Annotated in this window: 20 protein-coding genes; 11 read left to right on the top strand and 9 right to left on the bottom strand. The window is 49.8% G+C overall.

What is annotated here, in order from left to right:
- Nucleotides 1-47: 47 nt before the first annotated feature.
- The 4 genes from AB1611_04885 to AB1611_04870 form a co-directional block, all read right to left on the bottom strand.
- Nucleotides 48-1,304 (bottom strand): diguanylate cyclase, encoded by a 1,257-nt coding sequence (locus AB1611_04885; GenBank protein ID MEW6378924.1) that lies wholly within the window; start codon nucleotides 1,302-1,304, stop codon nucleotides 48-50.
- Between the two features lie 85 nt (nucleotides 1,305-1,389).
- Complete coding sequence (locus AB1611_04880; GenBank protein ID MEW6378923.1) at nucleotides 1,390-2,760, bottom strand: multiheme c-type cytochrome; 1,371 nt, start codon at nucleotides 2,758-2,760, stop codon at nucleotides 1,390-1,392.
- Nucleotides 2,761-2,765: 5 nt separating this feature from the next.
- Complete coding sequence (locus AB1611_04875) at nucleotides 2,766-3,896, bottom strand: cytochrome b N-terminal domain-containing protein (GenBank protein ID MEW6378922.1); 1,131 nt, start codon at nucleotides 3,894-3,896, stop codon at nucleotides 2,766-2,768.
- A gap of 3 nt (nucleotides 3,897-3,899) precedes the next feature.
- Nucleotides 3,900-4,352 (bottom strand): Rieske 2Fe-2S domain-containing protein, encoded by a 453-nt coding sequence (locus tag AB1611_04870; protein MEW6378921.1) that lies wholly within the window; start codon nucleotides 4,350-4,352, stop codon nucleotides 3,900-3,902.
- 359 nt (nucleotides 4,353-4,711) lie between these two features.
- Between AB1611_04870 and AB1611_04865 the strand changes: the two genes are divergently transcribed.
- The 5 genes from AB1611_04865 (at nucleotide 4,712) to AB1611_04845 (ending at nucleotide 8,770) form a co-directional block, all read left to right on the top strand.
- Entirely contained in the window at nucleotides 4,712-5,788 is a 1,077-nt protein-coding gene (locus AB1611_04865; protein MEW6378920.1) for a type IV pilus twitching motility protein PilT, read from the top strand.
- Nucleotides 5,789-5,807: 19 nt separating this feature from the next.
- On the top strand, nucleotides 5,808-6,977 hold the full coding sequence (locus AB1611_04860) for a PilT/PilU family type 4a pilus ATPase (protein ID MEW6378919.1): 1,170 nt from the start codon (nucleotides 5,808-5,810) through the stop codon (nucleotides 6,975-6,977).
- A 2-nt stretch (nucleotides 6,978-6,979) separates the two neighbouring features.
- Nucleotides 6,980-7,435 carry a hypothetical protein gene (locus tag AB1611_04855; GenBank protein ID MEW6378918.1) on the top strand — a complete coding sequence of 152 codons (456 nt, stop codon included), beginning with the start codon at nucleotides 6,980-6,982 and terminating at the stop codon, nucleotides 7,433-7,435.
- Between the two features lie 126 nt (nucleotides 7,436-7,561).
- A complete protein-coding gene (locus AB1611_04850) occupies nucleotides 7,562-8,257 on the top strand; it encodes an HAD hydrolase-like protein (GenBank protein MEW6378917.1) in 696 nt (231 codons plus the stop codon).
- A gap of 387 nt (nucleotides 8,258-8,644) precedes the next feature.
- A complete protein-coding gene (locus tag AB1611_04845; protein ID MEW6378916.1) occupies nucleotides 8,645-8,770 on the top strand; it encodes a hypothetical protein in 126 nt (41 codons plus the stop codon).
- A 175-nt stretch (nucleotides 8,771-8,945) separates the two neighbouring features.
- Here AB1611_04845 and AB1611_04840 read toward each other — a convergent pair whose 3' ends face one another.
- Nucleotides 8,946-10,109, bottom strand: coding sequence for a glycosyltransferase family 4 protein (locus tag AB1611_04840; protein MEW6378915.1), 1,164 nt, complete (start codon nucleotides 10,107-10,109; stop codon nucleotides 8,946-8,948).
- Between the two features lie 488 nt (nucleotides 10,110-10,597).
- Between AB1611_04840 and AB1611_04835 the strand changes: the two genes are divergently transcribed.
- The 3 genes from AB1611_04835 to glmM are packed head-to-tail and all read left to right on the top strand — an operon-like array spanning nucleotide 10,598 to nucleotide 16,474.
- Nucleotides 10,598-11,338, top strand: a complete 741-nt coding sequence (locus tag AB1611_04835; protein ID MEW6378914.1) for a glucose-1-phosphate thymidylyltransferase — start codon at nucleotides 10,598-10,600, stop codon at nucleotides 11,336-11,338.
- Nucleotides 11,331-15,089, top strand: coding sequence for an SIS domain-containing protein (locus AB1611_04830; protein ID MEW6378913.1), 3,759 nt, complete (start codon nucleotides 11,331-11,333; stop codon nucleotides 15,087-15,089). The genes AB1611_04835 and AB1611_04830 overlap by 8 nt, the downstream gene beginning before the upstream one ends.
- A 38-nt stretch (nucleotides 15,090-15,127) precedes the next feature.
- Nucleotides 15,128-16,474, top strand: coding sequence for a phosphoglucosamine mutase (glmM, locus tag AB1611_04825; protein ID MEW6378912.1), 1,347 nt, complete (start codon nucleotides 15,128-15,130; stop codon nucleotides 16,472-16,474).
- A gap of 455 nt (nucleotides 16,475-16,929) precedes the next feature.
- Here glmM and AB1611_04820 read toward each other — a convergent pair whose 3' ends face one another.
- The 4 genes from AB1611_04820 to AB1611_04805 all read right to left on the bottom strand — a co-directional run bounded on the left by AB1611_04820 (nucleotide 16,930) and on the right by AB1611_04805 (nucleotide 21,155).
- Nucleotides 16,930-17,508, bottom strand: a complete 579-nt coding sequence (locus tag AB1611_04820) for a toll/interleukin-1 receptor domain-containing protein (protein MEW6378911.1) — start codon at nucleotides 17,506-17,508, stop codon at nucleotides 16,930-16,932.
- Nucleotides 17,505-18,119 carry a hypothetical protein gene (locus AB1611_04815; GenBank protein MEW6378910.1) on the bottom strand — a complete coding sequence of 205 codons (615 nt, stop codon included), beginning with the start codon at nucleotides 18,117-18,119 and terminating at the stop codon, nucleotides 17,505-17,507. The genes AB1611_04820 and AB1611_04815 overlap by 4 nt, the downstream gene beginning before the upstream one ends.
- A 336-nt stretch (nucleotides 18,120-18,455) precedes the next feature.
- Nucleotides 18,456-19,022, bottom strand: coding sequence for a LemA family protein (locus AB1611_04810; protein ID MEW6378909.1), 567 nt, complete (start codon nucleotides 19,020-19,022; stop codon nucleotides 18,456-18,458).
- 108 nt (nucleotides 19,023-19,130) lie between these two features.
- Nucleotides 19,131-21,155: a hypothetical protein gene (locus tag AB1611_04805; protein MEW6378908.1), complete on the bottom strand. Its 2,025-nt coding sequence runs from the start codon at nucleotides 21,153-21,155 to the stop codon at nucleotides 19,131-19,133.
- Nucleotides 21,156-21,782: 627 nt separating this feature from the next.
- Here AB1611_04805 and AB1611_04800 point away from each other — a divergent pair.
- From AB1611_04800 to AB1611_04790, 3 genes are all read left to right on the top strand, one after another.
- Nucleotides 21,783-22,553, top strand: coding sequence for a hypothetical protein (locus AB1611_04800; GenBank protein ID MEW6378907.1), 771 nt, complete (start codon nucleotides 21,783-21,785; stop codon nucleotides 22,551-22,553).
- A gap of 263 nt (nucleotides 22,554-22,816) precedes the next feature.
- Nucleotides 22,817-23,611 (top strand): envelope biogenesis factor ElyC, encoded by a 795-nt coding sequence (gene elyC / locus AB1611_04795; GenBank protein ID MEW6378906.1) that lies wholly within the window; start codon nucleotides 22,817-22,819, stop codon nucleotides 23,609-23,611.
- Between the two features lie 677 nt (nucleotides 23,612-24,288).
- Nucleotides 24,289-25,677, top strand: a complete 1,389-nt coding sequence (locus AB1611_04790) for a S8 family peptidase (GenBank protein MEW6378905.1) — start codon at nucleotides 24,289-24,291, stop codon at nucleotides 25,675-25,677.
- Nucleotides 25,678-25,683 lie beyond the last annotated feature (6 nt).

Raw genomic sequence — 25,683 nt, 5'->3', positions numbered from 1 at the left:
AACGATTACATGGAGTTATGGGATAGCACCAGAAACTGTGATAATGCCTAATCAACAACCACGCAGTTTCGTCCCTGCTGTTTGGCCTTATACAGAAGGTCGTCAGCATGTTTTATATTGCTTTCAAGGGAATCAAAAATCCTTGTAGTCACACCAAGAGAAACGGATACGGATATTTTGCTGTTTTTTACTTCGAGTTTTGACTGTTCAATACGCAAGCGAAGTCTTTCAAAAACTTCAAGAGTATTCTCTTTTTTTAGATTAATTGCTAAAATACAAAATTCTTCTCCTCCATATCGGGCAAGAATATCGGTGGCTCTCAAGTTTTTTGATAGAATTTGAGCCACATGCTTAAGAACCAGATCACCAATATCGTGTCCATAAGTATCGTTGATTGATTTGAAATGGTCGATATCCAGCATGACCGTAGTAATATCCACATTTTTTCTTTTGGCGTTTTCAAAAATCTTATTCCCTATCTCAAAAAAAAAGCAGCGATTATATACCTGAGTAAGATAATCAACATGAGATAATCTCTTATAAGCGTCCAATTGCTCAAATTGCTCCAGAATTTCGATATTTTGCCTGATTCGGAGGCAAAATTCTTCTTCCACAAATGGTTTTGTAATAAAATCGTTTGCACCGCTCTTTAAAAATTTTACCGAGAGAGGAACTGAACCATATGCTGAGATTCCGATGATGGCAAGCTGTTTTGAGGAATAATATCGCCTGATTTTCCGGGTCAGCTCAAAGCCATTTATCTTATCCATCATGAAGTCAGTTATTATCAGCTTGATATCTTTATTCTGCACCAGCAGGGTGAGGGCTTCGAATCCGTTTCTGGCTTCCAGCACGATAAATTTCTGTACCTTGAGAATATCGGTAAGATATTGTCTGGATAAACTCGAGTCATCCACGACCATGACTTTTATGAACTGATTTTTATATATCCTTTCGATGATGTAAACAAGATAATCCATCGACCGTTCATCACTTTTAATAATATAATCTATTACCTTTTTTGAGATGATCCGGTCACGGATTTCATCACTATACTCTGCGGTAAATACAATGGGGGAAATGCCCTTGGAGAGGAAATAGTCAACGGTTTTATCACCTTGAGCATCGGGAAGATTCAGGTCAATGACACCCAGGAAATATTTTTCCAGATTATCTTCAATTTTATACTTGGCTTCAGTCAGGCTTGAAGCGGTATCACACTCGAGAAAATTATTTTTACCGACCTTTTCCCTGATAGCATTGGCTATTAATGAGCTGTCTTCCAGGATAAGTATTTTTTTCATCGATCCTACCGATAGTTATCCGGGTACATAAGCAGGTGGAGAGGGACCTTACGATACATGACCTTGCGGGAATAAGCCGGTATTACTAAACCGGCTCTTCCTCTTTCAGTTCCAGGAGCCATCGTTTATAGAGCAGAAAGCAAATCAGGAAGAAGATGACCATCAAGGCTGCAAAGAGGCCTTTTTTCCGGGTAATGAACTCCTCTTTCATGTTATCTACGTCCTGTTTGATTTTTTTGACAGTAGCCATGCCTTTGTCTGTATACTTGGTTACTTCGTCTTCATTGAGAGAGTGGGTCCTTGGTATGGCTTCCAGGACGCTTCGCCGGGCTTCCAGGAGGCTTTCTTTCAGATCCATGACGTCGAGTCCCGGCGTTTCCTGAAGAGCCAGGACGGTTTCTTCCACTCGATTGATTTCCAGGTTCGTGTTCTCGATAGCTTCTTTCAGCCGTATCCCCTTAAGATATTCCTTTGAATTGGTCAAGTGGCAAAATCCGCAATGGTGAAGAGATTCACCGGCGAAAAGTTCGGTTGTGGGATAGCGGATTTCATGGTGGCTGTGACAATCGATACACCGGGGTTTATTCTGCTCTTCCAGGGCGATTTTATGGCCTCCTTCGGAGAAAAACTTGGCGGTATTCATGTGACAGTTTCCACACACGTTGGCTACTTCGGAAACCTCTGCCGGTTTGGCCCCGTGAGCACTGTGGCAGTCCGGGCAGGATGGGACCAGGGAACTGTTCTTTCCATCCACCTTGCCCTGGATAATCATGCCATGATAGCTGTTGTAATAGGCCTTGAGCTGATTGGTTGGAAGGCCGTAAGGCAGCATATAGTCTGCATTGCCATGACATTTGGCACAGGTTCCGGCAATATTTTTATGATTAGCCAGGGCATTGTGCTCGGTTACTTTTGCAATATCATGCCGTCCATGACAATCCACGCAAACTGCCACCTTGAGATCGTTTTTTTCATACAGCGTCTTGCCATGCTTACTGGTCCTGTACTGTGACAACTGATCCACACGCTTATTATATTGCCGCATCCAGGCAGGGTTTGAATGGCATCGGCCGCAAAATTCCGGGATATCAAACCGAGTGGGTTTTCCGATAAACCCTGTTCCCTCGACCTTGGGTTTATTGAAGGAACTGGGGTCTCCTCCGTGGCAGGCCGGGCAGGTGACATTATTTTTTCCATGAACACTGTCCTGCCATTGTTTGACCCATTCGGCCTTGTCCTGCCCCAGTTGCGTATGACAGACAATGCAGGTGATCTGCCTGCTCCTGCGTTTTCGCTTCCTGGGCACACTTTGCCCATTCGGGGTGGCTGTGCTTGCTTCATTCTGTTGTGTGTCCTGGGCCATGCTCGCCCTCACCCTCCCCAGACTCTGGGAAAGGATGAGGAGCATGAAAAGGAGAACAAGAGCAATGGCTGCTTTGAGGGGATATTTTCTCATAGAGATCACCTGAACTTGGCAAAAAGAGTGAGAAAGATGAAACATACAAAGCTTAGGCTGATAAAGGCCATGGCCAGCGGCCTCTTCTTGGGGTTATGAGCTGGATTTCGATCAAGAAAGGGAATGAGAAAGAGAATGGCGATAACTCCGATCTGAAAGAGTACGCCAAGGAGCTTTGGCGCCCAACTGCCGATAAATTCCAGGCTTCCCGCCAGTTCCAGAACTTCCTGCCCGGCCAGAAAATACCACTCGGCTTTAACCCGCTTCGGAGTGTGATACGGATCGGCCTTCTCATGGATGGGAGCGGGCGAAAGCGTAGCCAGAGAAATCAGCAGGGCAAAGCAGAGAAGGATGGCAATGGCATGGGTAATAAGGTCCTTGGGAATAAGGTACTTTCGGATCGGCAGAAAGTGAACGACAAGAAAGAGGGTGGTTAGAGCAGGTAAAACCGTCACATGCAGCGTGAAAAACCGGGTCAGGGTCACCTGCGAGACATTTTCCCCGCCACGGGCAATAATCTTGAGACAATGCCCGATGTACGGGAAGGCCATCGGCACTTCGGTAACAACCGTCGAAGCCCAGTATGAGATCTGATTCCAGGGCAGGAGGTAGCCGGTGAGCCCAAAGGCCAGGGCGAGGAGAAGTAATACCACCCCGGATATCCAGACAATTTCCCGCGGAGGCTTATATCCCCCTCTGATGAAAGTTTGAAGAAGATGCAGGAAGGTCAGGCCGATCATCAGATGCGAGCCCCAGAAATGGACCCCCCGGATCAGCCAGCCGTAGGGTACGATATTGGTAATATAGCGGACGTTTTCAAATGCTTCGGCTACCGTAGGATGATAATAAATCATCAGAAAGACGCCGCTGATGCATTCCATCATAAAGAGAAAAGCCACGATCCACCCCGTATAGGCACCGAAGTGGATCTTTTTCTTGGGGTGCAGGTTCCGCTCGATGCTCAAAAGCAGCTCATCACCCATTCCCAGTCTTCTTTTCAGCACATCTTCTCTGAACCCTGCCGGGGTAAACCAGTGAAGTATCTCTTTCAGTCCTGCCGGATGATTTAACTTCTTATTCTTCCTGGGTTCTTCTGTCATATTCTTCTGTCTGGGCTCTGATATCAGGGTTGCCATGACTTAAGCCTCCCCTACAAGAATTTTATCGTCAACTATTCTGGCCTTGACAAGCGTCAACGGCTTTGGGGCGGGACCGGATTTCACGTTTCCGTTAAGATCATATTTGGCGGCATGGCAGGGGCAGACGATTTCCTGGCTGACTTCATCCCATTGAACGATGCATCCCAGATGGGTACAGACAGCCGTGAGGGCAACGATATCCTGCCCGTTGCGGATGATAATAGTCGGGGTATTTTTATAATTGATGACTTTGGATCTTCCCACGGGGATCTCGGCTCCATTGATTTGAACCACATCCGGGTCCTGGGAGTTCCCCTGAGGTGGAATCAGAAACCGAACGATTGGATAAAGAAACAGGCTGAGCAGCCCTCCGATGATTCCACCCGTGAAAATATTGAGAAAGACCCTGCGGGTAGTGGCCAGATAGGATGTTTGAGTGTTGCTTACGTCCATAAAAAATAAGCTCCTCTGTGAAACATCAGGTCAGATGGCAACTGATTGGATTTGGGGTATGCAGGGCTCTTTAAGGCACTGAAAAACCAGCAGGGAGTGAAGATAAACTGTAAGTCCCCAAATTTGCATCTCTCTACATTATGATCGGCGCGGGCTGTCGAATCTTCGTTCAAAAACTGATAATGTGAAAATTTACCGAAATCCTCGAATGTCGGCAGGGATTCGGCGAAAAGCTATAGTAAGGAGTCAGAATCCAGAATCCAGAATTCAGAATTCAGAATGAAAAATCGGCTTATCTTAACTCTTAACTCCTGACTCCTGTCTCCTGAATTCTGAATTCTGTCTGCTAAGGAGAAATCATGGCCAGAATCGATGCTTTTTTTAAACTGATGCATGAGCAGGGAGCTTCGGATTTGCACATGGTCGCTGGTTCCCAGCCTATCCTGCGTATTCGGGGTGACATGGAACGGGTCAAGTTCGATGTTCTGGATAATGACAACCTGCGTTCCATGCTGTACGAGATTGCCCCTGAGGAGAAGGTCAAGCTCTTCGAAGAGACGGGGGATATCGATTTCGCTTATGAGATTCCCGGCCTGGCCAGATATCGGGTCAATTTTTTCATGCAGAAAAATGGAGTCGGGGCGGTTTTCAGAGAGATTCCCTCCAAGGTTTTAACCGCCGAGCAACTGGGCCTGCCTGCGGTAGTCAAAAAACTGGCCATGCTCAATAAAGGGCTGGTCCTGGTCACCGGCCCTACGGGGAGTGGAAAATCAACCACTCTGGCCGCTATCATCGATCATGCCAACCGGAATCGCAGGGACCATATCATCACGATCGAAGATCCCATTGAATTTGTTCATCAGAGTCAAGGGTGCATCGTCAATCACCGGGAAGTCGGGACCCATACCCGCTCTTTTGCCACTGCCTTGCGGGGTGCCCTGCGCGAGGACCCGGACATTATTCTGGTGGGTGAAATGCGGGATCTTGAAACCATCTCCCTGGCCCTGGAAGCTGCTTCCACCGGCCACCTGGTATTTGGCACCCTGCATACTCAGAGCGCGACAAAAACTGTAGACCGTATTATCGACGTATTCCCGGCCAACCAGCAGTCTCAGATCCGGACCACCCTGTCCGAAAGCCTGAGAGCCGTGGTAGCCCAAACCCTGTTCAAACGGATCGATATCAAAGGCCGCTGCGCTGCCCTTGAGATTTTAATCTGCTCCTATGCAGTAGGGAACCTGATCAGGGAGGGGAAAACCTTTCAATTGGCCTCGGTTATCCAGACCGGGAAGCAGGCTGGCATGCAGACCCTGGATGATGCCATTATGAACTTTCTGCAAAAACGGATGATCAGTCCGGAGGAGGCTTACATGAAATGTGTCCAGAAAGCCAAATTCGAACCTTTCCTGAAAACCCCGCCGGATGACATGGTGTAAGAAAGAGGAGGGACGAAAATTGACCAAACGGGAATTGGACCGGATCCTGACTACCATGCTGACGTCTCATAAGAATGTCTCTGACCTTAACCTGACGGTTGGCAAGCCGCCACAGGTGGAATCATCGGGGCAGCTTGTGCCGGTAGAGTTTGATCCTCCCCTGCCGCAACTTACCCCGTACCAGACCGAGACGCTGGCCCTGATGCTGGTCAAGGGAGACTGGCGGCTTACCGAAACCCTGCTGCGGGAAGGGTCCTGCGACCTTTCCTATTCCCTGGAAGGAATGGCCCGGTTCCGGGTCAACATTTTTTCCCAGCGAGGATCCTATTCCATCGTCCTGCGAAAGCTCGAAACCAGGATACCTACGGTGGAAGACCTCAACCTTCCCCCCGTATTCCATAAAATGGCTGAGGAAAAAAACGGGCTTATTCTGGTTACCGGTGCTACGGGGTCTGGAAAATCGACCTCTCTGGCTGCCCTGCTCAACATCATCAACAGGCAGAAATCCGTGCATATCATTACCCTGGAAGACCCGGTCGAGTTTGTCCACAGCCACCAGAAAGCAACCTTCAACCAGCGGGAGCTGGGGATGGACTTTGACCGCTTTGCCAGCGGATTGCGGGCTGCCCTCCGGCAGGCTCCCAAGGTCATTCTGGTTGGCGAGATGCGGGACCGGGAGACGGTGGAAATCGGCCTCGGAGCTGCCGAAACCGGGCACCTGGTGCTGAGCACCCTGCATACGGTCGATGCAGGCCAGACCATCAGCCGTATTGTCGGCATGTTCGAGCAGGAGGAAGAAAAACAAATCCGCATCCGGCTGGCCGAAACCATACGGTGGATCGTGTGTCAACGGCTCCTGCCCAAGGTCGGGGGAGGCCGGGTGGCGGCACTGGAGATTATGGGCAGTAATTTGCGTATCAAGGAAGTAATTTTAAACGGTGAATCCGAAGGGAAAACCTTTCAGGATATTATCAATGACGGCAAGGCATTCGGAATGCAAACCTTTGACAACCACATCGCCTCCCTCTACGGCCAGGGAGTAGTGACCGAAGAGACGGCCCTGGCGTATGCTTCCCACCGCAGTGTTGTTTCGCGGGGAATTGATTCAATCAAGGGGGCACGGGGAGAAAAGACAACCGATATCGAAGGACTTTCCCTTGACAGGGATTATGAGAAGAGGTTACGATAACCATGAGCGAAACACCGAATGGACAGGCTTTAGTATGTGTGGATGATCGAGGCAGTCAGCAGGAGATGGTGAGAATGCTGGAGGATCTCGGCTACCAGGTGAACCTTTGTACCCTGGCCGACAAGGCCCTGGAGCAGATCAAGGGCACACCCTACCGGGTGATCGTCCTGGAGGATGGCTTTCAGGGAGCACGCTTGAGCGAGAGCCCGGTATGCCGGGAACTGGCCCAGATGTCCATGACCCTGAGACGGCATACCTTTGTGGTCTTACTGGGCAGGGGAGTGAAACACCTTGACCCCCTTGAGGCTTTCTCCCTGAGCGCCAATCTTCTGGTTGACCAGGGGAAGATACGGGAGGATAAGGGACTGGGAGCAGTAGTGCAGCAGGAAATTTCGAACTATGCCAAATTTTACCAGGTGTATTCGAGAGCCAAGGAGATGATCAGTCAGGGGAAATAATTTTTTCTTGGCGCTGGCGGATGGTAAGGTTCAAATTTTGGCAACAGTGGCCCATAAAGTGAACAGTATATGGTTACTAACTGAACAAATAAATGGATCAAATTTGAGACAACGATGGATAAGTAGATGAACAGTTCAAAAACTATTCTCCTTTTTGATATTGACGGTACTCTGCTCATTTCCGGAGGTGCGGGGAATCGGGCTTTAAACCGGGCTTTTCAGGAAAAATACGGGATCAAGAAGGTCATGGAATCGATCAGACCGGACGGCAAGACCGATCCGGCCATTGTCCGGGAAGTTTTCCGGGAAAAGCTGCACCGGGAACCGGAGGCTGCGGAAATCGAGGAATTAAAAGATATCTACCTGCGGTATCTGGTGACTGAGGTCGAGACATCTCCCAGCTACCGTCTTCTTCCTGGTATCCTTCCCCTGCTCGAACATGGCAGGCGGATATCCGGCCTGTTTCTGGGGCTATTGACTGGAAATTGGGAGGAGGGAGCCAGCATCAAGCTCACCCGTTCCAACCTGAAACAATTCTTCCCCTTTGGCGGGTTTGGCTCAGATGCTGAAGACCGGGGCGAGATTGCCAAACTGGCAGTAGACAGGGGGCGTGAATATGCGGGGGAGTGTGTTCCCCCCGAGAGGATTTTTGTTATCGGCGATACTCCTCATGATATCCGCTGTGCCCGGACAGCCGGAGTCAGGGTGATAGCAGTAGCCACAGGGTCCACCCCATTGGGTGATCTGGCCTGCTGTGAGCCTGATTACCTCATGCCAAATCTCCTGAACCAGGAGCAGTTCTGGGCTCTGATCTCAAAATGAGATGACAAGCCAGGGAACTCCATCCAGGTATTTCTCCCGTGTATGGGGAAAAATTACCGGAATTCTATGGATGTCCTGAATGCCCCTCCATACCGGCGGGGCATTTCAAGATAGATCCACGCTGGTTAATTACTTGAGATATAAGGCCTTACCATCTCAGACCACCAGAAACTGTTTCATATTGGAATAGACTCTTCACCGAAAATCTCATTGACCAGGGGCATATCCGAAAACTGGATCGCTTTGTACCCAAAAGGGTTCTCACGAGGTTTGAGCAATCTTTCCAGAGGAGGTACAGAAAATGCATTTTCTGGAATGGCAGAGGGTTTTCCACATTCAGGGGAGTGTTTAACAACTTGCTTCATTCATTCTAGGGAGGTAGCCCACATGCATTACCTTGACCGTCTGGATTTTGTCTATTTTCTCCTGCCTGCTTTAATGAGCTTTGTCTGCGTCTATATTTGCAATAACATCAAGGTCCCTTCGGAGAAAAGATCTGAAAAAGGACAATGAAACGTACCGATTATGGTTCCCCCCTTGACCCGGGCAAGAATTCACCCTGAGACCCGGCTGGCTCTTTGAACCCTCATCGTGCGGAAGAGGGAGCCCTTGGGTCAAGGAGAGAAGTCAAAGTAGATGTTTGATTCCAGGAGGTGATAAATTTTTTAGCAGCAGTTTGACCTGAAAATCAGCTACTATAAACATCGATCACTTTATCGGCGATGCTGTCCCAGGAAAATCCCTTTTCGGCTGCAATTCTTCCGTTTTTCCCCATCCAGCGGGCGTGTTCAAAATCTGCGAATAACGTTCCAATGCCCCAGGCGATAGAGTCTGGATTATCATAGATTTTCAATCCTGTCACATCATGCCAGATGAATTCGGATGGGCCGCCGTTGACTGTCGTGATCACTGGCTTTCCTGCACCCCAGGCCTCAAGGATTACGATCCCAAAAGGCTCGTTTCTGCTGGGAATGCAGACGCAATCACAGGCTTTATACAGGTTATAGAGATCGTTTCCGGAGCGGTATCCCAGGAACCGGGTAGCGTGAGCCACTCCAATCTGGTGGGCACGGCGCTCAAGATGCATTTTCATGTCGCCATCTCCAACAAAGACAAACTTGGCTGCAGGATAGTAGCGTAAAACATAGGGGATGGATTCGATCAGGAGGTCAGGGGCCTTTTGATAAGTCATTCGTCCGACAAAAAGGACAGTGGGATCAAGAGGCCCGATTCCATACTGCCTCTTGATCTCGCCCGGATCAACCCAGCCATCGAAGTTATGAACATTAATCCCGTTGTAGATAACGGAAATTTTCCAGTCCGGAACATTGTACATCCACATGACTTCGTTTTTCAACTGGTTGGAAACCGTGATCACCCGGTCGGCATGATGAACCGCTTGACGCTCCTGCTCCCGGATGAGGGCTGAATTCCCTCCCCAGAAATGATTTCCGCATCGTCCATATTCGGTTGAATGCAGGGTGAAGACCATCTTTTTCCCCACCCCCTTGCCGGCTTTCAGCCAGATCATGCTGTTTGAAGCCAGCCAGTCATGGGCGTGAATAATATCGAAATGCCCGATGTGATCTTCGGTTTGCAGAAAATGATGGACAAAAGACCGGCACATTTCTTTGACTTCCTCAATAAAGTTTGGATTGAGGGAGAAAGGACACCGGTGATAGTGAACTCCATGGATGTTCTCATAGTGAGGCTGGTTGTTACCCATCCTGGTAAAAATGTGGACTTCATGCTTTTTTCTTTCTAAAGCCGCTCCCAACTCCGTCACATGGTTCCCTACACCTCCGACACTGATCGAGTGCAGGGACTCCCAGGAAAACAAGGCAATTTTCATAGAGTCCATCCCCCTAAGGTGTACAGTTGTTTATAATTACCTGTAAACTTATTCATCATAGTGATCGATACCTCAAAAGTCAATAGATTAGTTTTAAAATTTTTTTGAATGAGAAAAGATTAAAGTCTAGTCTTAATTTCGGCTGAAAAATAGTCCTTGCGCTCTCCCTCCACCAAGTTTTTTTTGACAGACCTGGAAAAAAGTTATATCATTCGCGGTAATGGAAGCAGGGTTTATGTGTGTTCTACATAAATCGTGCAAACCAGAAGATATCTTTATGTAACTGTTTATTCTTGCAGGACAGTCACCTACTTAGGCAGTATTTTGGCAAAAACTTTTCCCTATGCTGAGAGGAATGGAAACGGCCTCCATTATCTTATCGGCAATATTACTCTCTTTAATCTATGGTGGAAGTAAAAAATTTTTTTAATATAGCAAATTTCCCATTTCCCGACCTCTTCCCGCCAGAGGAAGAGGTCTGGAATCCATTGAAAAAACTGAAATCTTTCATTTCTGATTATCTTCAGCCCAATCTGGGCGATCTTCCCCTGGGCGTACTGCCGAAAACGTATATTGTATACCAGGGGAAAGTATTCGATCAGGGCTTTCAGGTTGAGAGATCGGCAGGGAACCTTCCAAAGGTCTTTCTTGACAACATGCCTTGCCCTGAAGCAAGCATCCTGTATGCCGGATCGATCTTTCTGGACTCGAGTATCTCGATCGGCCAGGGAACAGTTGTCGAGCCCGGTGCTCTTATCATGGGGCCGACCATTATTGGCGATTTCACCGAGGTCCGCCAGGGAGCTTACATCCGTGGGCATGTCCTGGTTGGCTCCCGATGTGTGGTCGGGCATACGACGGAAGTAAAGCATTCCATCCTCCTGGGAGATTCCAAAGCCGGACATTTTTCCTACATCGGGGACAGCATTTTAGGCAAAGTTAACCTCGGTGCCGGGACAAAGCTGGCAAACCTGAAGGTTTTTTCCTCTCCGGTCACGGTGACCGTAGAGGGTAAACAGTATCAGACGGGACTTCGCAAGATGGGCGCAATTTTAGGGGATGGCGTTGAGACCGGATGCAATACGGTAACGGCGCCAGGCACTATCGTAGGCCAAAACGTTTTAGCATATCCAAACAGTACCCTGCGGGGTTATTACCCTCCTTCTGTCATCGTAAAAGTCAAACAGGATCAACATCTGATCGAAAGGCGGGATACGACGAATGCTTAAGTTCGCCAGAAAATTCATTGCAAAGTATGTACCAAGGGTTTATTGGGTTAGATGTCCAAAGCATCTCTCCCACCCGGCCATTGTCCTCTTTCCCTGTAATCCGAACCTGCTGGGCTGCGGATTGGTGGGTATTCTGGAATTTCGGAAAAAAAGTGAGCCTCCCCAGGCCGAGCGGCTGGTCGATCAAATCCGGGTATTGGTTGAAAATCTGGAGGGGCAGAGCCTTCAGTCAGATGGGTTTTCTCCCCCATGGGTGCATCTGCACAGTAACCTGGTCAAGGAACTTGACCACCTGCTCCAGCAAGCCAAGCAGTCATCGATCTTTTTCAGCCTTTTCACCCACACACCCATCCGGGAAAATTTCCTTCAGCAAAGTCAAAACCTGAAAGCCATTGTTGAGAGAGAAGAGCGGGTGATGGAAAAAGAGGGAGTCCGAATTCCCTCAAGTCTGCTCGAGCTGATCAATAATAATCTGGTTACCCTGAAAGATATCATCTGGAGCATCGAGAGTGAAATCGCGGCTAATATCGAGCGGGTGAAAGATTTACTTGGCCAGAAGGAAGATGTCCAGCCTTCACCTCAGCTCGTTCAGGAGCTTCGCAAGGTTAACTTCATCCTGAATAACCTCGACCGGCTCGAAATCCGAGGCCGTGATTCAGCCGGTATTTCGGTCATGATCACCTTCCCCGATTCAGCGGCTCTTTCCGATTTTCAGGGTAAAATCAAGCACCAGGGTCTGGAAAAACAGATGAAGGAGCGCACCAGGATCAGCGATCTTTTGAACGGCCACATTTCCTGCTCTTCCCAAACCCTGACCTTTACCTTCAAGGTCGCAGCCGAGATCGGCAAATTGGGAGATAACGTAGCCTTCCTGCGCCGGACAATCACCCAGGACCCCATCTTTCACCTTGCTCTGCAGGAGAAAGGAATTTTCACCAACACCATTGCCCATACCCGCTGGGCATCCGTCGGGATGATCAGCGAAGAGAATTGCCATCCGGTTAATAGTGCCTATCATAGGAAAAGCCGCTCGTCGGGTGAGGACATCCTGAGGGATGAAGTGATTTCTGACTTCATCTCCCCGCATTATCAGCGGCCAATCGGCAGTCTCCAGGCAGTTCTCAATGGGGATATCGATAATTATGCGGAGCTGAAAACCTGCTGGGAGCAAAAAAATGCGGGCTGCTGCATCAGCGAACGGATCACTACCGACACCAAGATCATTCCCCTCCAGGTGGAAAGCTATCTGCGTGAGGGGTATGACCTGGCCGAATCTTTCCGGAGGGCGGTCAATGATTTTGAAGGCTCGCATGCCATTGCCCTGCAGAGTGATCTTGAGCCTGACCGGCTGTTTCTGGCATTACGCGGAAGCGGCCAGTCCATATTTGTCGGCCTCGGTGAGGAGGGATATTTCCCGGCCTCCGAAATCTACGGGTTTGTTGAAGAGACCCCGCGGTTCATCAAGATGGATGGTGAAAAAGAACGGATTCCGGGAAATGCCAAAACCCAGGGTCAGATTTTCATTCTCAATGCCAATGCTTCGGGAAGTTTAAATGGAATCATGGCCATGAGCTACGATGGCGTTCCTCTCGATCTTTCGGAGAAAAACATCCAGTCCACCGAAATCACGACCAGGGACATCGATCGCCGGGGGTTCTTTCACTATTTTCTCAAGGAAATCTCCGAGTCCCCCCAGTCGGTACAAAAGACGATCCGGGGAAAGGTTGACCTGGTGTCGGAGCAAGACTGTGCTGCCGAATCAAAGCAGCTCGTTTTCAATCTGGGTGAAGAGATTATTCCCGCCCGGATCGAACAGGCTTTGCAAGACCGGCACATCAAACATATTTATCTGGTTGGACAGGGTACGGCAGGCATTGCGGCCAGTGGCATCGCCATGCTGCTGCGGGAATATCTGAGCAATTCCGGGATTCACATCGCCGAGCAGAAGGCCTCCGAGTTGAGCGGATTCTGTCTTGACGGCAGTATGACCGATACCCTGGTAATCGCGGTTACCCAGTCCGGCACTACAACGGACACCAATAAAGCGGTCGATATGGCCAAAGGGGCCGGAGCTTACACCCTGGCCATTGTCAACCGGCGGGATTCCGACATCACCTACAAGGTCGATGGGGTCTTCTACACCAGTGACGGACGGGATATCGAGATGTCGGTGGCCTCCACCAAGGCATTTTACTCCCAGATTGTGGCCGGGTATCTCCTGGGCATTCGCTTTGCGCAACTCATGGGACTGCGGCCCGATGAATATCTGATTCAGGAAGTCAAACAGTTGAAGCGGCTTCCCCGGCTGATGACTCAGGTCCTCCAGGAGCGGCAGGAGATGATCGCCGCCTCGGCCAAAAAGTGGGCCTTATCAAAACGGCACTGGGCTGTCGTGGGAAGCGGACCGAATAAGGTTGCGGCTGATGAAATCCGCATCAAGCTCAGCGAGCTGTGCTACAAGACCCTGCCTGCGGATGTGGTCGAGGACCGCAAGCATATCGACCTTTCAGCCGAGCCGCTGGTTTTAGTCTGTGCCGCAGGAAGCCGTGAAGTTGTCCTGGGAGACATTATTAAAGATGTAGCCATTTTCAAGGCGCATAAGGCCACGACTATTATCATTGCCAATGAGGGCGAGCAGCGGTTTCAGTCCTGTGCTGACTCGCTGATAGAAGTCCCCCGGACGAGCGAGCGGCTGTCTCCGATTCTCAACACCCTGGTCGGGCATCTGTGGGGGTATTTTGCGGCCCTGCACATCGATGAGGAAGCGAATTTCCTCCGAAACTCGCGGCAGGCGATTAACCAGAAAATAGTCGAGCTTGAAAGTGCAGGCCGAAATCCGCTGGAAATCGTTTTTGATTTGAATTTCCAGAATCTGGTCAGTGAGTCCGCCTTTCTCCTGCATCAGAAAAACTGCTGCGGAGTATTCAATGCCGCCGTTCAGCCGAACACTGTGGCCAATCTGATCCTGCTGCTCAAATATGCCGGCGGGAAATTGCCGATTACTGATCTTGACCGGGATTTCCAGTTTGGGGGAGGTATCAGCTGCTGCCTGCAATTGCTGCGAAAGGCCCTGGATCAGGCCATTAACGAGCTTTCCCGTCCGATCGATGCCATAAAGCACCAGGCCAAGACCGTCACTGTCGGAACCAGCCGCCTGCCGGAGCTGTTCACCGGCCATATTTTTGAAACTATCCGGCAAATCGGGCTGCCGATCGAAAAGTTTGCCCCCTCTAATGTGGCTGCCTTGAAACGGCTGCAACCTGTTATCCGGAGTGTTAACGGCTATACCCTCTATGAAGTCAATCAATTGGATTACCTGGGAAGGCCCACCGATAACTCGACTATCAGGATCATTGACCGGGGTGGAATCTCCCGGAATATTACCTCCCGGATCGAGAAAGATTCCCGGCTGCGGGGTAATAAACGAAATATTGTCACCAATAATTCGATTTTCATCGGCCTGGGTAAATCCGACAATGCCCAATTGCTGATTATCCCCGCCCAGGGGGAGAGTGTCCATCAGAAGGTGGTGCTTCTCTTCCATATCGGCTTTGATGAGGATGTTCCCCTGAAAGTTAAAGTTTCCGCCCTGGGAGCCAAATATGAAGACCTGGTTGACGCCCTGGCAGAGCTCGATATTCCCTGGCAGGATGAATTCCTGGCCCCCTTTTCCACGGCCGAGCTTTTTCTCAAGTCCGATGATGCCCTCATCGAAGCTATCCGCTCCCGGCTGGGGAGGGCGGATGTCTGATCTTTGATTACCTGGAACCTGAGTGAGGAAAATGCGAGATGAGGAAACTATTTGGCACTGATGGAATTCGGGGAGTGGCTAATATCTCTCCCATGATCCCCTCGACTGTTTTACGGGTTGGTCAGGCAATTGCGGTCACTCTGGACCCGGAACGAAAGGGGATCGTCGTGGGAAAAGATTCCCGCCGTTCCGGCGATATGCTGGAGGCTGCCCTTATGGCCGGAATCAGCTCATGCGGACGATCCTGCTATCGCGTCGGAATATTGCCAACACCCGGTATCGCCTACCTGACCAGAAAACTCAAGGCTGCTGCCGGAGTGGTCATTTCCGCCTCCCACAATCCCATGGAAGACAATGGCATCAAGATATTCGGTCCGGATGGTTTCAAATTGACTGATCAGCAGGAACTGGAGATGGAACAAAGAATCCACAATGAGGATGAGGAATTTCCCCATCCGACCGGACGGGAGATCGGGCGCATTCTGGAAGTGGGAGATGCTGCTCAGCAATACCTCGATTTTTTGAAGTGCTCATTCATCGACCTCGACCTGTCCGGAATGCGGATTTCCCTGGATTGCGCCAATGGGGCCACAAGCCTCATCGCTCCCTTCCTCTTCCAGGAACTTGGAGCTGAGGTGAATCCCAGTCATTTTCAGCCCGATGGAATAAATATCAATCACGAGTGCGGAGCCATGCACCCTGCGGTGCTGGCTCAACAGGTCAGGGAGCAGCGGTCCGATGCAGGCTTTTCCTTCGACGGTGACGGTGACCGGCTGATCTGTGTGGATGAGCAGGGATCGATTCTCAGCGGAGACAATCTGCTCCTGATTCTGGGCCGGTATCTCAAAGAAAAAGGAATCCTCCCCTCTAATATGGTGGTAACTACGGTCATGAGCAACCTGGGATTTTTCAGGGCGGCTGAACAATTGGGCCTTCAGGTCCGTCAAACCCAGGTCGGAGACCGGTATGTGCTGGAGGAGATGCAAAATTGCGGGGCAATCATCGGCGGAGAGGACTCCGGGCATATTATCTTTCTGGATGGTGAGCATACTACCGGTGATGGAATTTTTGTCGCCTTACGGCTCCTCCAGGTGCTCCGCGAACAGCCAGGGCCGCTGTCGGCACTGGGGAAAATCATGCGGCGCTACCCCCAGGTTCTGACCGGTGTACCGGTGCGGGCCAGGGTGGATTTAAGCCAGGTCCCGCAAATCCAGCAGGTAATCACCAGGGCCAAGGAGGAATTGGGAAACCAGGGCAGGATTCTAGTCCGCTATTCCGGAACACAACTCATGGTCCGGGTCATGGTCGAAGGCCCGGATACCCAGACCACCGAAAGACTCGCCAGCCAACTGACCGCTGTGATCCAGCAGCAATTGGGGGTGTGAGGAGGGGAAGGGCGGGAGTAAGGTACAATAAAAATGATTGACAAGAATCGCTCCCATTTATCAGTCACCATACTTTCTGGCACCAGGAAAACAGGGAAAAGACGTAAGACACTTCGAGGTATCTGGTGGGGCTACAGGGTATGGTAGTGTATGGTGTCAGGCAGGTACAAGCCCTACCCTACATTCAGGGTGTTCGGTGGGATACAAACCCAGAGGTGTTGAGCTATTGCTCTTCGTGACCCTGAACGTAGGGTGGGGCTTGTGTCCACCAAATCTCTTAGGTACTTCCAGGCTCTTGCCCCACCAAATACTTCTCAAAAGCTCCAATCCCGTCATTCCAGCGTAGGCGGGAATGACAGAGCATGAATCCGATGGCTGACATAATGGCTAACATATTTGATCAGCCCTATCTTACCATAGGGATGGTGTCTAATAAATGAGAGCGACGAGAATTATTAACTAGCTGCCCTTACGAGCTCTTGAAGGTTATCTTCTTTATTTTCACGCAGATCTATGTATCGCAAACCTTGTATATCAGCCGGAATTTCAACTGATTCAAGCAGTACAGGAATAATCCTTTTTCTTTTTGCCCTTGCAATATTGATTTCATGGAGCATATTGGGAGATATTCCCTTACTCAGGAAAACGACAACATTGTCTGCATCATCAATAGCTTGAGAAATCTTTTCTTCTATTTTTTCTCCGGGCTTTATACGCTCCTCGGCAATCCAAACCTTTGCCCCATTGTGACGCAGAGCTTGAGCAACTCTCGTGGCGTATACTTCAAAATCACTGGGGTAGGATAAGAATACCCGCTTGATATGTGATAATTTAGATAATCCCCTACTTAACTGTTGACTATAGAGGCCACTCAAAAAAGCCAATAAGACAGATACTCCAGCAGAGACTGCTGAAATTAATGCCTTATCTGACATCTTAAACCGTATGATAATTGTCGTTAATAACCCTACAAAAGAAACTACCCCCCCTCCAATCGATATTAAATCCAGCATCGAATTAAATTTAATCTTCATTGAGCTGCCCCAGCCATTACTCCAATTATTGCTGCTATTCCAAAAATTAAAGGGATGGCAATTCCCATGATGGGATTCATTTCTGTTTCCGAATTCCAGCCCCATTTCCTGACTGTTGTAGATAATCCGCCAAGACCTAAAAACATAAGAGCTATCACCCAACCTGAACTGGCAATCTGACTGGATAATAACTGAGATTTTGCCTGTAATTCAGCAGCAACCACAGTATCGAGAGGGTGCCTGTTTAATAAATCGGCTAAACCGCGATTTGCAATGAGTAATTTCGCTGCACGATCTGTGGTAAGAACGACAAACATAAGACAAGCAGTAAGGGTCAGGTCAAGTCCTACTGCGATATCCTCTTTCCTGAACTTGGCGTATTGGTCGTTTCTACTGGCATATTTAACAGCTATACCCAACATCGCACTCCCTATGGGAAGGATGCCATATTTAAAAACAGGATTTGTTAAGAATTCTACCATACCCAATTTCAGCTTTTCGCCTTGATTCTCTATCAATAAAATATAAAATATGCCTGTAATTATTATAGCATACACTGTAAAAAGAACGCAAGAGAGGCAAAAGCAAAAAGAAAAACCGTAACTACCCAAGTAGATAGACTGGTTGATTTTTCCCCCATGGCAGTGATGAGGCATTTTAGCCCCACCATACTGTTGCTCTACCCTGTCACCATGGTGTGATGTCTATCACATATATAGCGGTTTCCCCATAGGTGAACTCCAAGTATTAGGGAGGCACAAAGGAGTAACGGAAGAGCCATATTTATGCAGTCATTGCTGACAGACAAGCCAGTGAAGCGTTTAGTGATTATTTGAGCGCATCTGCAAGAGCTGGGGACTGGCCGGGGCTTAGTGAACTTCCTTCTGGAGCTAAGATTATGGACCAAATAACTGTTACTCGAAGAGAGGGGTAATCTGCCTCTCCCCTCAATACGAAAAGACAACCTTCACGTCCTCCCGGTCCTGCGGGTTTATCTGCCACAGGTCTCTGGGCTGGTAGTTCAGAAGTCTGGCCACAAAGACATCAGGGATCTTCTCCAGGCAGATGTTATAGACATTGACGCTATCATTGAAGAATTCCCTTCGGTCGGCGATTTCGTTTTCAAGCTCCGTTATCCTGCTCTGGAGCTGGCCGAATCTCTTGTCAGCCTTAAGCTCAGGGTAACTTTCGGAGACGGCAAAGAGCGATTTGAGCGCTCCGGTGAGCATGCTCTCGGCTTTCCCCCGATCATCCATGGTCCGGGCGCTGGCCATCATCGAACGGGCCTGAATAACCTTTTCCAGGGTATCTGCCTCATGCTTCATGTACCGCTCGCAGACCGAGACCAGTTTGGGAAGCTCATCATGCCTTTGTTTCAGGAGGACATCGATATTGCTCCAGGATTTGTCAACGTTGTTTTTAACGATAACCAGGCCGTTATATACGCTCACAAAGTAAAAAACCAAGGCTGCAATGAGAAGCAGAGAGACAACAATGACTATCGTACTGACCATATCCAGCCCCCCTTAATGGATGGAAAATGAGGTAGAATCCAGCAGACTGTCTTTATTAATAACTGACCACTGACCACTGGCCACTGACCACTTTACTCCCCTCACTGCTCACAGGCGGAAGAACCCTTTCAGGACCAGCAGCAGAGCTTTATTCTGGACAAACTTCATCAGGTAAAGGACCCCGCCGACCGTGCCTGCCATACCCAGGGAAAAGGCAAGGGGTATCTTCCAGGCCATGGATCTGATGATCCGCTCTTCCCCCCTGTCCGAAATATAGAAAAGACCGCCGAGGGGATTTTCGCCGACAGCTACGGTATCATTCGTGCTTTCCTGATCGCTCAGTCCTTCCAGCAGCACGTCCTCTTCCATCTTCTTTCTGGCCGCATCCCACTCTTCCTGACTCAGCGTGCCATCACGGTCAAGGTCGTACTGCTTCAGGCGGCCCTGGTCCGCCTTCAGAGAGCGGATTTTTTCGATCAGCATCTTTTTCTTTTCCTGACTGCTTACCTTCAGTCGCCGGGCAAAGCCGATCACGTAGAGAGGCTGACCGACAGGAATAACGGTCTCAACGATTTCCCGCTCGGTGCCGGAACAAGAAGGACTTGCCCCGAAGATCTTCACCAGGGGGTCCCCCAGCATGGTCTGGGAAGTCCCGGCATGGATAATGGCCTCACCGGGAAGGACAAGAGCCTTTCCCGTCTCGTCCTCCAGATAAAAGGGAACAAGACCGCTGTCGGCGCTCTCTTTCAATACACACCGGTATTCGTCCTTCCTTCGCACCTTCTCATAGACTTTATACGAGTAATAAACGCAGTCAGTCAGGGTATGAGGAGATTTCAGATAATATTTTTGCCGGGCATGCCCCTTGATTTCAACCTGCCCCATGGGCATTGAGCGTATCTTGCTGGTTGGGCAGTTTTCTATGATTTTCTTTCGCTGCAAAAGGACAAAGGAATGGATAAACAGGATAAGTCCCAGAGAAAGCAGTCCCAGAGAGACAGGTTCCGGTCTTTTCAGTGCATAAGCCAGGCCGAAGGAGAGTATTATAGCCATGCTCAAGGGGTAGATCAGAACGGGTGGACCAAGAGTTTTGACCCATCGCCAGTCAATCCGGAGGAAATTGAGCAGACCGGGCAGGGAAACCAGACTCAGCGCGGGGCGAGAAACCCTGATTCCATCCGGGGGAGCAGGAAGAATGCCGGTTTCTTTCCGGCTGGAAGGCTCTTCACTGGTTGCAGGCTGCTGCTGATCAAGGCTTTTGAGCAGCATCAAAGGTCCCGCCCAGATGACCCCGTTCATCTCCCTGATTATGGAATCAGCATCTTGCCGGGTTCCCTTCACGGTCTCCGGTAAGGTGAAAAGCCCCCGCTGGTAGGCCAGATAGACAAAGCTGGAATACAGGGCAAATTTCTCCCTGAACTGTGCCTCGTCAGCCTGCTCCAGCCAGTTCAGGATGGGCAGCTCGCTTTCTCCAAAACCGGAATCAAGAATCACCGAAGGCGAAATCCGTCCGATCTCCTTGATGATTGAGGGAAAGTTATGAACGGTTGCGTACTTGTTGTTCTCGCCCAGGCAACTGAAATTAAATTTCGTGCTGTCAATTCGTATCGGTGCATCGAACCCGTCAACATAGATGTCCATGACAGGGTTATTGCGGAAGATATAGGACAGTATCTCCGGCACAGGAATCGGGCCTCCTGCGTTCATGGCCAGTCTGACCAGGCGTTTCCCCTGAAGCCGCTTGAAATTCATGGTGGCCAGAACAATGAGGCAATTCCGGGAGCTGTCAAGAGAGAGAATCTCTTCAGAGCGGGGTGAGAGAAAGGTGATGGATTTTTGTTTGATTTCGAGGCTCGAGGCGCGAAGATATTTTTTTACCTCACCCATCTCGTGCTTGCCGATCACGGCGGAGGAAAGACCGCACGATTTCAGCTTCAGGGACATTTCCTCCAAAGCAGCCTGCTCATGATGAACCTTCAGGACCCGCAGCGCAGCCCCGATCAGCTTCTGCCGTAAAGTCATCCGATCCAGCCCGGTCGCAGCAGTCAGGGAATCAAGGTGCGGTTCCACCTGAGCAGGATCTTCGGACAGGGGCCGTACTACCAGATAGTACTGAAGGGAACGATCGTTCATGTGTCGGTCAAAGCTCCTTTTTCAATGCAGGGGTGCTTCCTCCATTTTCGATATCCCTCTCTTTCATTATCGGAGACCTCGCCGGGGTCCGTCGGTCACGGGCCGAAGATAATTTCCCCGGAAGCAGGGATTAGTCGCCGGGAAATTAATTTTTTTCCGTAAGTCGAACGGATGATCCTTCGTCTTGTATTAAAACTTGAGTAAAATAATTGCTCCGGGAACGTGGGGGGCCGCTTTGGGGTTCCATTCTTATCGCCAATCAAAGTATCCGTCCATATATACATATCCTCAATATAAGGAGCCTTGTTATTCCAGAAAAGTTGTCGATTAAGGTTGCCTGTACTCTTATTTATTTATTTATTATTTCTTTTCCAAGATGCAGTAGACAGTCCTTGCAGTAAGCCTTACAAAGGTAGATTATCCCTGGCGAAATGCTAAAGGGAAGACGGAAGGTGGTGTTTTACGTAAGCCAATGAAGACTCGACTTGTGGAGAGTGCTGAGTTGGCGAATGGGGACAAACAGGCTTTGCGGTAATGGTATTTCTCTCTATTTTACTATTTCGAATGCTAATGTTACAGTAACAGGTGAGGTTAAAGAACATGGTTTGTAAAGGTAGTGTAAAATCTATGGTTTTGTCAGCAGTTATCGCTTTTGGACTTATCCTGATTTCTTCCGGTCCTGGCTATGCACAGTACAGCACATTAATGAGCGGATATCCTGGGTATTCATACGGAGGTTATGCCGGCCTGGGTGGTTATTCAGGCCTGGGAGGCTATGCAGGTCTATATGGCGGCTTGGGGAGTATGTATGGCGGGATGTATGGAGGCCTGTACGGTGGATTATTAGGCAGCCTCAGCGGCTTGAGCAGCTTGAGCGGCCTGTATGGCGGATTAGGCGGCCTGGGCGGTATGTATGGCCTGTATGGTGGAATGTACGGTGGTTTAGGCGGTCTTGGAACCGGACTGACAAACTCTTATATGTTGAGCGGACTGGCTGGCTTAGGCGGCCTCGGTGGGTTGACTGGTACCGCTGGTCTGTACGGCGGCTTGAGCGGGCTTGGATCTGGCCTGGTCAGCCCCTATATGATGATGGGTGGTATGTACGGCGGCTTAGGCGGCCTGGGTGGTGTGTACGGCCTGTATGGTGGCCTGTACGGCGGCCTCAGCGGTCTGTCTGGACTTGGTAGTTTAAGCGGTCTGAGTGGTTTGAGCGGTTTAGGCGGCCTGGGTTACGGTGGGCTTGGTCTTGGCGGCATGATGATGAATCCCTATTCGATGATGGGCAGCCTCGCTGGCTTATCCGGACTGAACAGCTTACTCGGCGGGACAACAACAACTGTTACTCCGCCTGCAAGTACGGCAACAACAGCCCCCGCTGCTACCGCTGCTGCATTATAAGCGATTTTGGTAATTTGCTCCTATCGGACAAAGATAGGAACTCTCTTCTGATTACCCTGGAAAGCCTGTGCAGGGAATATAAGCCTGCACAGGCTTTTCCTTTTTACCAGATTACATTATGAGAATGTCGGTCTCTGCTCCCCGCCGATATCACTTGAAAAATATTTGTTATCTCTGGTATACTGATATTTTTATGATTTCGAAGCTGAATATCCAGATAATCCAAGAAATTCTCCTCAAGGTCTGATTAAAAATTAAAAACCATGCACATACTCTTCATCCTCAAAAAAATCATCTCCCAGTTATTATTCCCGGTGTTCCTGATTCTTGAGCTTTCCCTCATCGGCTTGTTTCTCCTCTGGTTTACCAGAAGACAGCGGGCCGGGAAGATATTGGTAACTATCGGCCTGCTCCTTATGCTGGTCTTAAGCTTCGGTGGAGTATCAAACCGTTTGCTCAAGCCCCTCGAAAGGAAGTACGAGCCGTACAAGCTTGGATCCTCATCCCCATCGGGAAGCGGACAGCCGATAAAGTTTATCGTTGTTCTTGGTTCTGGGCACTACTCGGACCCGAATATCCCCATAACCAGCCAGCTTGACGAAGATGCTCTGGTTCGTCTGGTCGAGGGGATCCGGATATATCGAAAGCATGCTGGCAGCAAGCTTATTCTATCCGGCGGACAGTTATTTGATCCGGTTTCCCACGCTCAGGTTTTGGCAGATGTAGCTCAGGAGCTTGGGGTATCTGAGCGGGATATTATCCTTGAATCTCAATCGAAAGATACCTGGGATGAGGCCATGCTGATAAAGCCGATTGTCCGCCAGGACCGGTTTATTCTCGTGACCTCGGCCTCGCATATGCCACGGTCGATGGCGATGTTTAAAAGGCTTGGAATGAATCCTGTTCCGGCACCTGCAGGACACCTGGCAAAGGATGCGCAAATGCTCAGTGTCGGGACGTTTTTTCCAAAGGCCGGAAACCTTCGGAAAGCGGAACGGGTATTTTACGAATATCTGGGCATTACCTGGGCACGACTGAGAGGGCAGGCACAGGATTAGCCCTCCGACGAAGCCTGAGCCGGGCAGGGCCAATAAAACCTTTCCACCGATCCCTAAAATTTAGTTTTCAAGAATTTGCTTTTTTTACCCCTACCATGTTAAACTTTATAAGGATCACCGGGCAACCCGGCGGGTGAAAAGCCGCCGTAGCTGAAGAAGCAGTACTATACTCATATTCAATGCACATCCTGTATCGGTTGTAACTGGTTGTAATTCAAGTATATTTACATTTTATATCTTCCCTGACAATAAAATATCAACCGAGTTTGTTTACCTGATTGGGGTAGTCATTCATAGCTCCTTCACACTTCCCCTCTCTCTCCGGCGGGGGAAAAGGGTGGGAGGAGGAGTGAGTGATTACGATTGAGAAACAGTACCGAATTTCAGAGCTAATGCATAAGATCAGTTTATTCCATAAGAGGTGTGAGATGAGAAAAATGAAACTTTTTAAGCGATGTCTTTTGTTGAGGGTTATGGTAGCAGGTATTTTTTTAACAATAAGTTTTCTTTTATTGGCCGATATTGCCTATTCTGTTTCGGTATGGCCTGATTCATCAGGGCTCCTTCTCCAGGAGTATAGTTTGCCCTGGATATCTACACTTATGGCACCTCCCCTGCCCGCTTACTCGCGATTCCCTCTGTCCCCTGCTCAGTCACCTTTGCCTGGAAGCTCAACTGTGCCATTTTATCTTCCATCCTCACCCTGGACCCTGGAGAGCATTGTCGATCCCTTCTGGCCTGCCCCTACGGCTGCTGCGGGGCGTAGTGCGGCTTCGGTCGCTTTTACTCCGCTTCCGGCTCTCCCGATCGGGGGGCCTACGGGGGTGGATACCGGTCAGCTTCGGATGGGACCCCCGGCCATTCTAGCATCACTTAACTCGTATATTCCCGGACAGCCAAGCTATGTACCCGGACAGATTTTGGTCACTTTCCGGCCCGGCACTCCTGCGGCTGAAATGGGCAGGGTCTATGCTGTCCATCAGTGCCAGGAGATATACACCAGCCCCTATGCAGGCTTCAAGCTCCTGGCTATACCAAGTTTTGTTCCCGTACTGGAGATGGCTCTGCAGCTTTCCCTGGAGCCTTCGGTCCTCTATTGCAGTCCCAACTTCTATCGCTATGCTCACCTTATTCCCAATGACCCTTACTATACCTATCAGTGGCATCTGCCCAGGCTGAATTGCAGCTTTGCCTGGGATTTCAGCACCGGTATCGGGGCGATGGTGGCACTCCTCGACTCCGGCGTGGCTTATCAAACGGCGGGAGTCTATGCCAAGGCACCCGATCTTGCCGGAACACTTTTTGCTCCCGGCTATGATTTTGTCAATCTCGATGCTTTTCCAGATGACGACTATGGACATGGAACTCACATGGCCGGATGCATTGCTCAGACTACCAATAATCTTCTGGGAGTGGCCGGGGTGGCCTTCAATTCGACCATCATGCCGGTTAAAGTTATGGATAACCTTGGCTCTACGGCAATCAGCGCCGAAGCGGACGGCATCTATTTTGCCGCCAACAATGGAGCACGAATCATCAATATGAGCCTCGGAGGACCGGGTACAAGCGCAACCGAACACGCCGCGGTAACATATGCCTATAACGCCGGTGTGACCATTATCTGCTCAGCAGGTAATGCAGGCTCCAGTGTCCCGGAATATCCTGCCTCCTACGCGGAGTGTGTGTCGGTAAGCTCCATCCGCTATGACTACACCAGACCTCTGTATTCCAATTACGGCATCTATGTCGATGTCTGTTCTCCCGGCGGGGACCTGTCCGTTGATCAGAACCTCGATGGCTTTGGCGATGGCATCCTGCAGCAGACCTTTGCCTCTCCTAACTATACGACCTTTTATTATTATTTTATGGAGGGGACATCTCCTGCCGCTGCCCTGGTCTCCGGAGTTGCTGCCCTGATCATCAGTAAAAGCACGCTTCCTCTCACTCCTCTCCAGGTGGTCAATACCCTGGAAACGAGCGCCACTGACCTGGGAACTGTGGGCTGGGACCAGTACTATGGCTACGGATTGGTCAATGCTTATCTGGCGGTGTTGAGAACCATCTAATCAAGC

Source organism: bacterium (genome assembly GCA_040755755.1).
Lineage (GTDB): Bacteria > SZUA-182 > SZUA-182 > DTGQ01 > DTGQ01 > DTGQ01.
This window is presented reverse-complemented; position numbering and strand designations above follow the sequence as displayed.

Bases quoted from the DNA above. Each gene is read 5' to 3' on its own strand.
- elyC (MEW6378906.1), top strand. From the start codon at position 22,817: ATGCACATACTCTTCATCCTCAAAAAAATCATCTCCCAGTTATTATTC.
- AB1611_04805 (MEW6378908.1), bottom strand. From the start codon at position 21,155: ATGAACGATCGTTCCCTTCAGTACTATCTGGTAGTACGGCCCCTGTCC.
- AB1611_04870 (MEW6378921.1), bottom strand. From the start codon at position 4,352: ATGGACGTAAGCAACACTCAAACATCCTATCTGGCCACTACCCGCAGG.
- AB1611_04855 (MEW6378918.1), top strand. From the start codon at position 6,980: ATGAGCGAAACACCGAATGGACAGGCTTTAGTATGTGTGGATGATCGA.
- AB1611_04845 (MEW6378916.1), top strand. From the start codon at position 8,645: ATGCATTACCTTGACCGTCTGGATTTTGTCTATTTTCTCCTGCCTGCT.
- AB1611_04865 (MEW6378920.1), top strand. From the start codon at position 4,712: ATGGCCAGAATCGATGCTTTTTTTAAACTGATGCATGAGCAGGGAGCT.
- AB1611_04880 (MEW6378923.1), bottom strand. From the start codon at position 2,760: ATGAGAAAATATCCCCTCAAAGCAGCCATTGCTCTTGTTCTCCTTTTC.
- AB1611_04885 (MEW6378924.1), bottom strand. From the start codon at position 1,304: ATGAAAAAAATACTTATCCTGGAAGACAGCTCATTAATAGCCAATGCT.
- AB1611_04830 (MEW6378913.1), top strand. From the start codon at position 11,331: ATGCTTAAGTTCGCCAGAAAATTCATTGCAAAGTATGTACCAAGGGTT.
- AB1611_04810 (MEW6378909.1), bottom strand. From the start codon at position 19,022: ATGGTCAGTACGATAGTCATTGTTGTCTCTCTGCTTCTCATTGCAGCC.
- AB1611_04850 (MEW6378917.1), top strand. From the start codon at position 7,562: ATGAACAGTTCAAAAACTATTCTCCTTTTTGATATTGACGGTACTCTG.
- AB1611_04875 (MEW6378922.1), bottom strand. From the start codon at position 3,896: ATGGCAACCCTGATATCAGAGCCCAGACAGAAGAATATGACAGAAGAA.
- AB1611_04840 (MEW6378915.1), bottom strand. From the start codon at position 10,109: ATGAAAATTGCCTTGTTTTCCTGGGAGTCCCTGCACTCGATCAGTGTC.
- glmM (MEW6378912.1), top strand. From the start codon at position 15,128: ATGAGGAAACTATTTGGCACTGATGGAATTCGGGGAGTGGCTAATATC.
- AB1611_04800 (MEW6378907.1), top strand. From the start codon at position 21,783: ATGGTTTTGTCAGCAGTTATCGCTTTTGGACTTATCCTGATTTCTTCC.
- AB1611_04820 (MEW6378911.1), bottom strand. From the start codon at position 17,508: ATGAAGATTAAATTTAATTCGATGCTGGATTTAATATCGATTGGAGGG.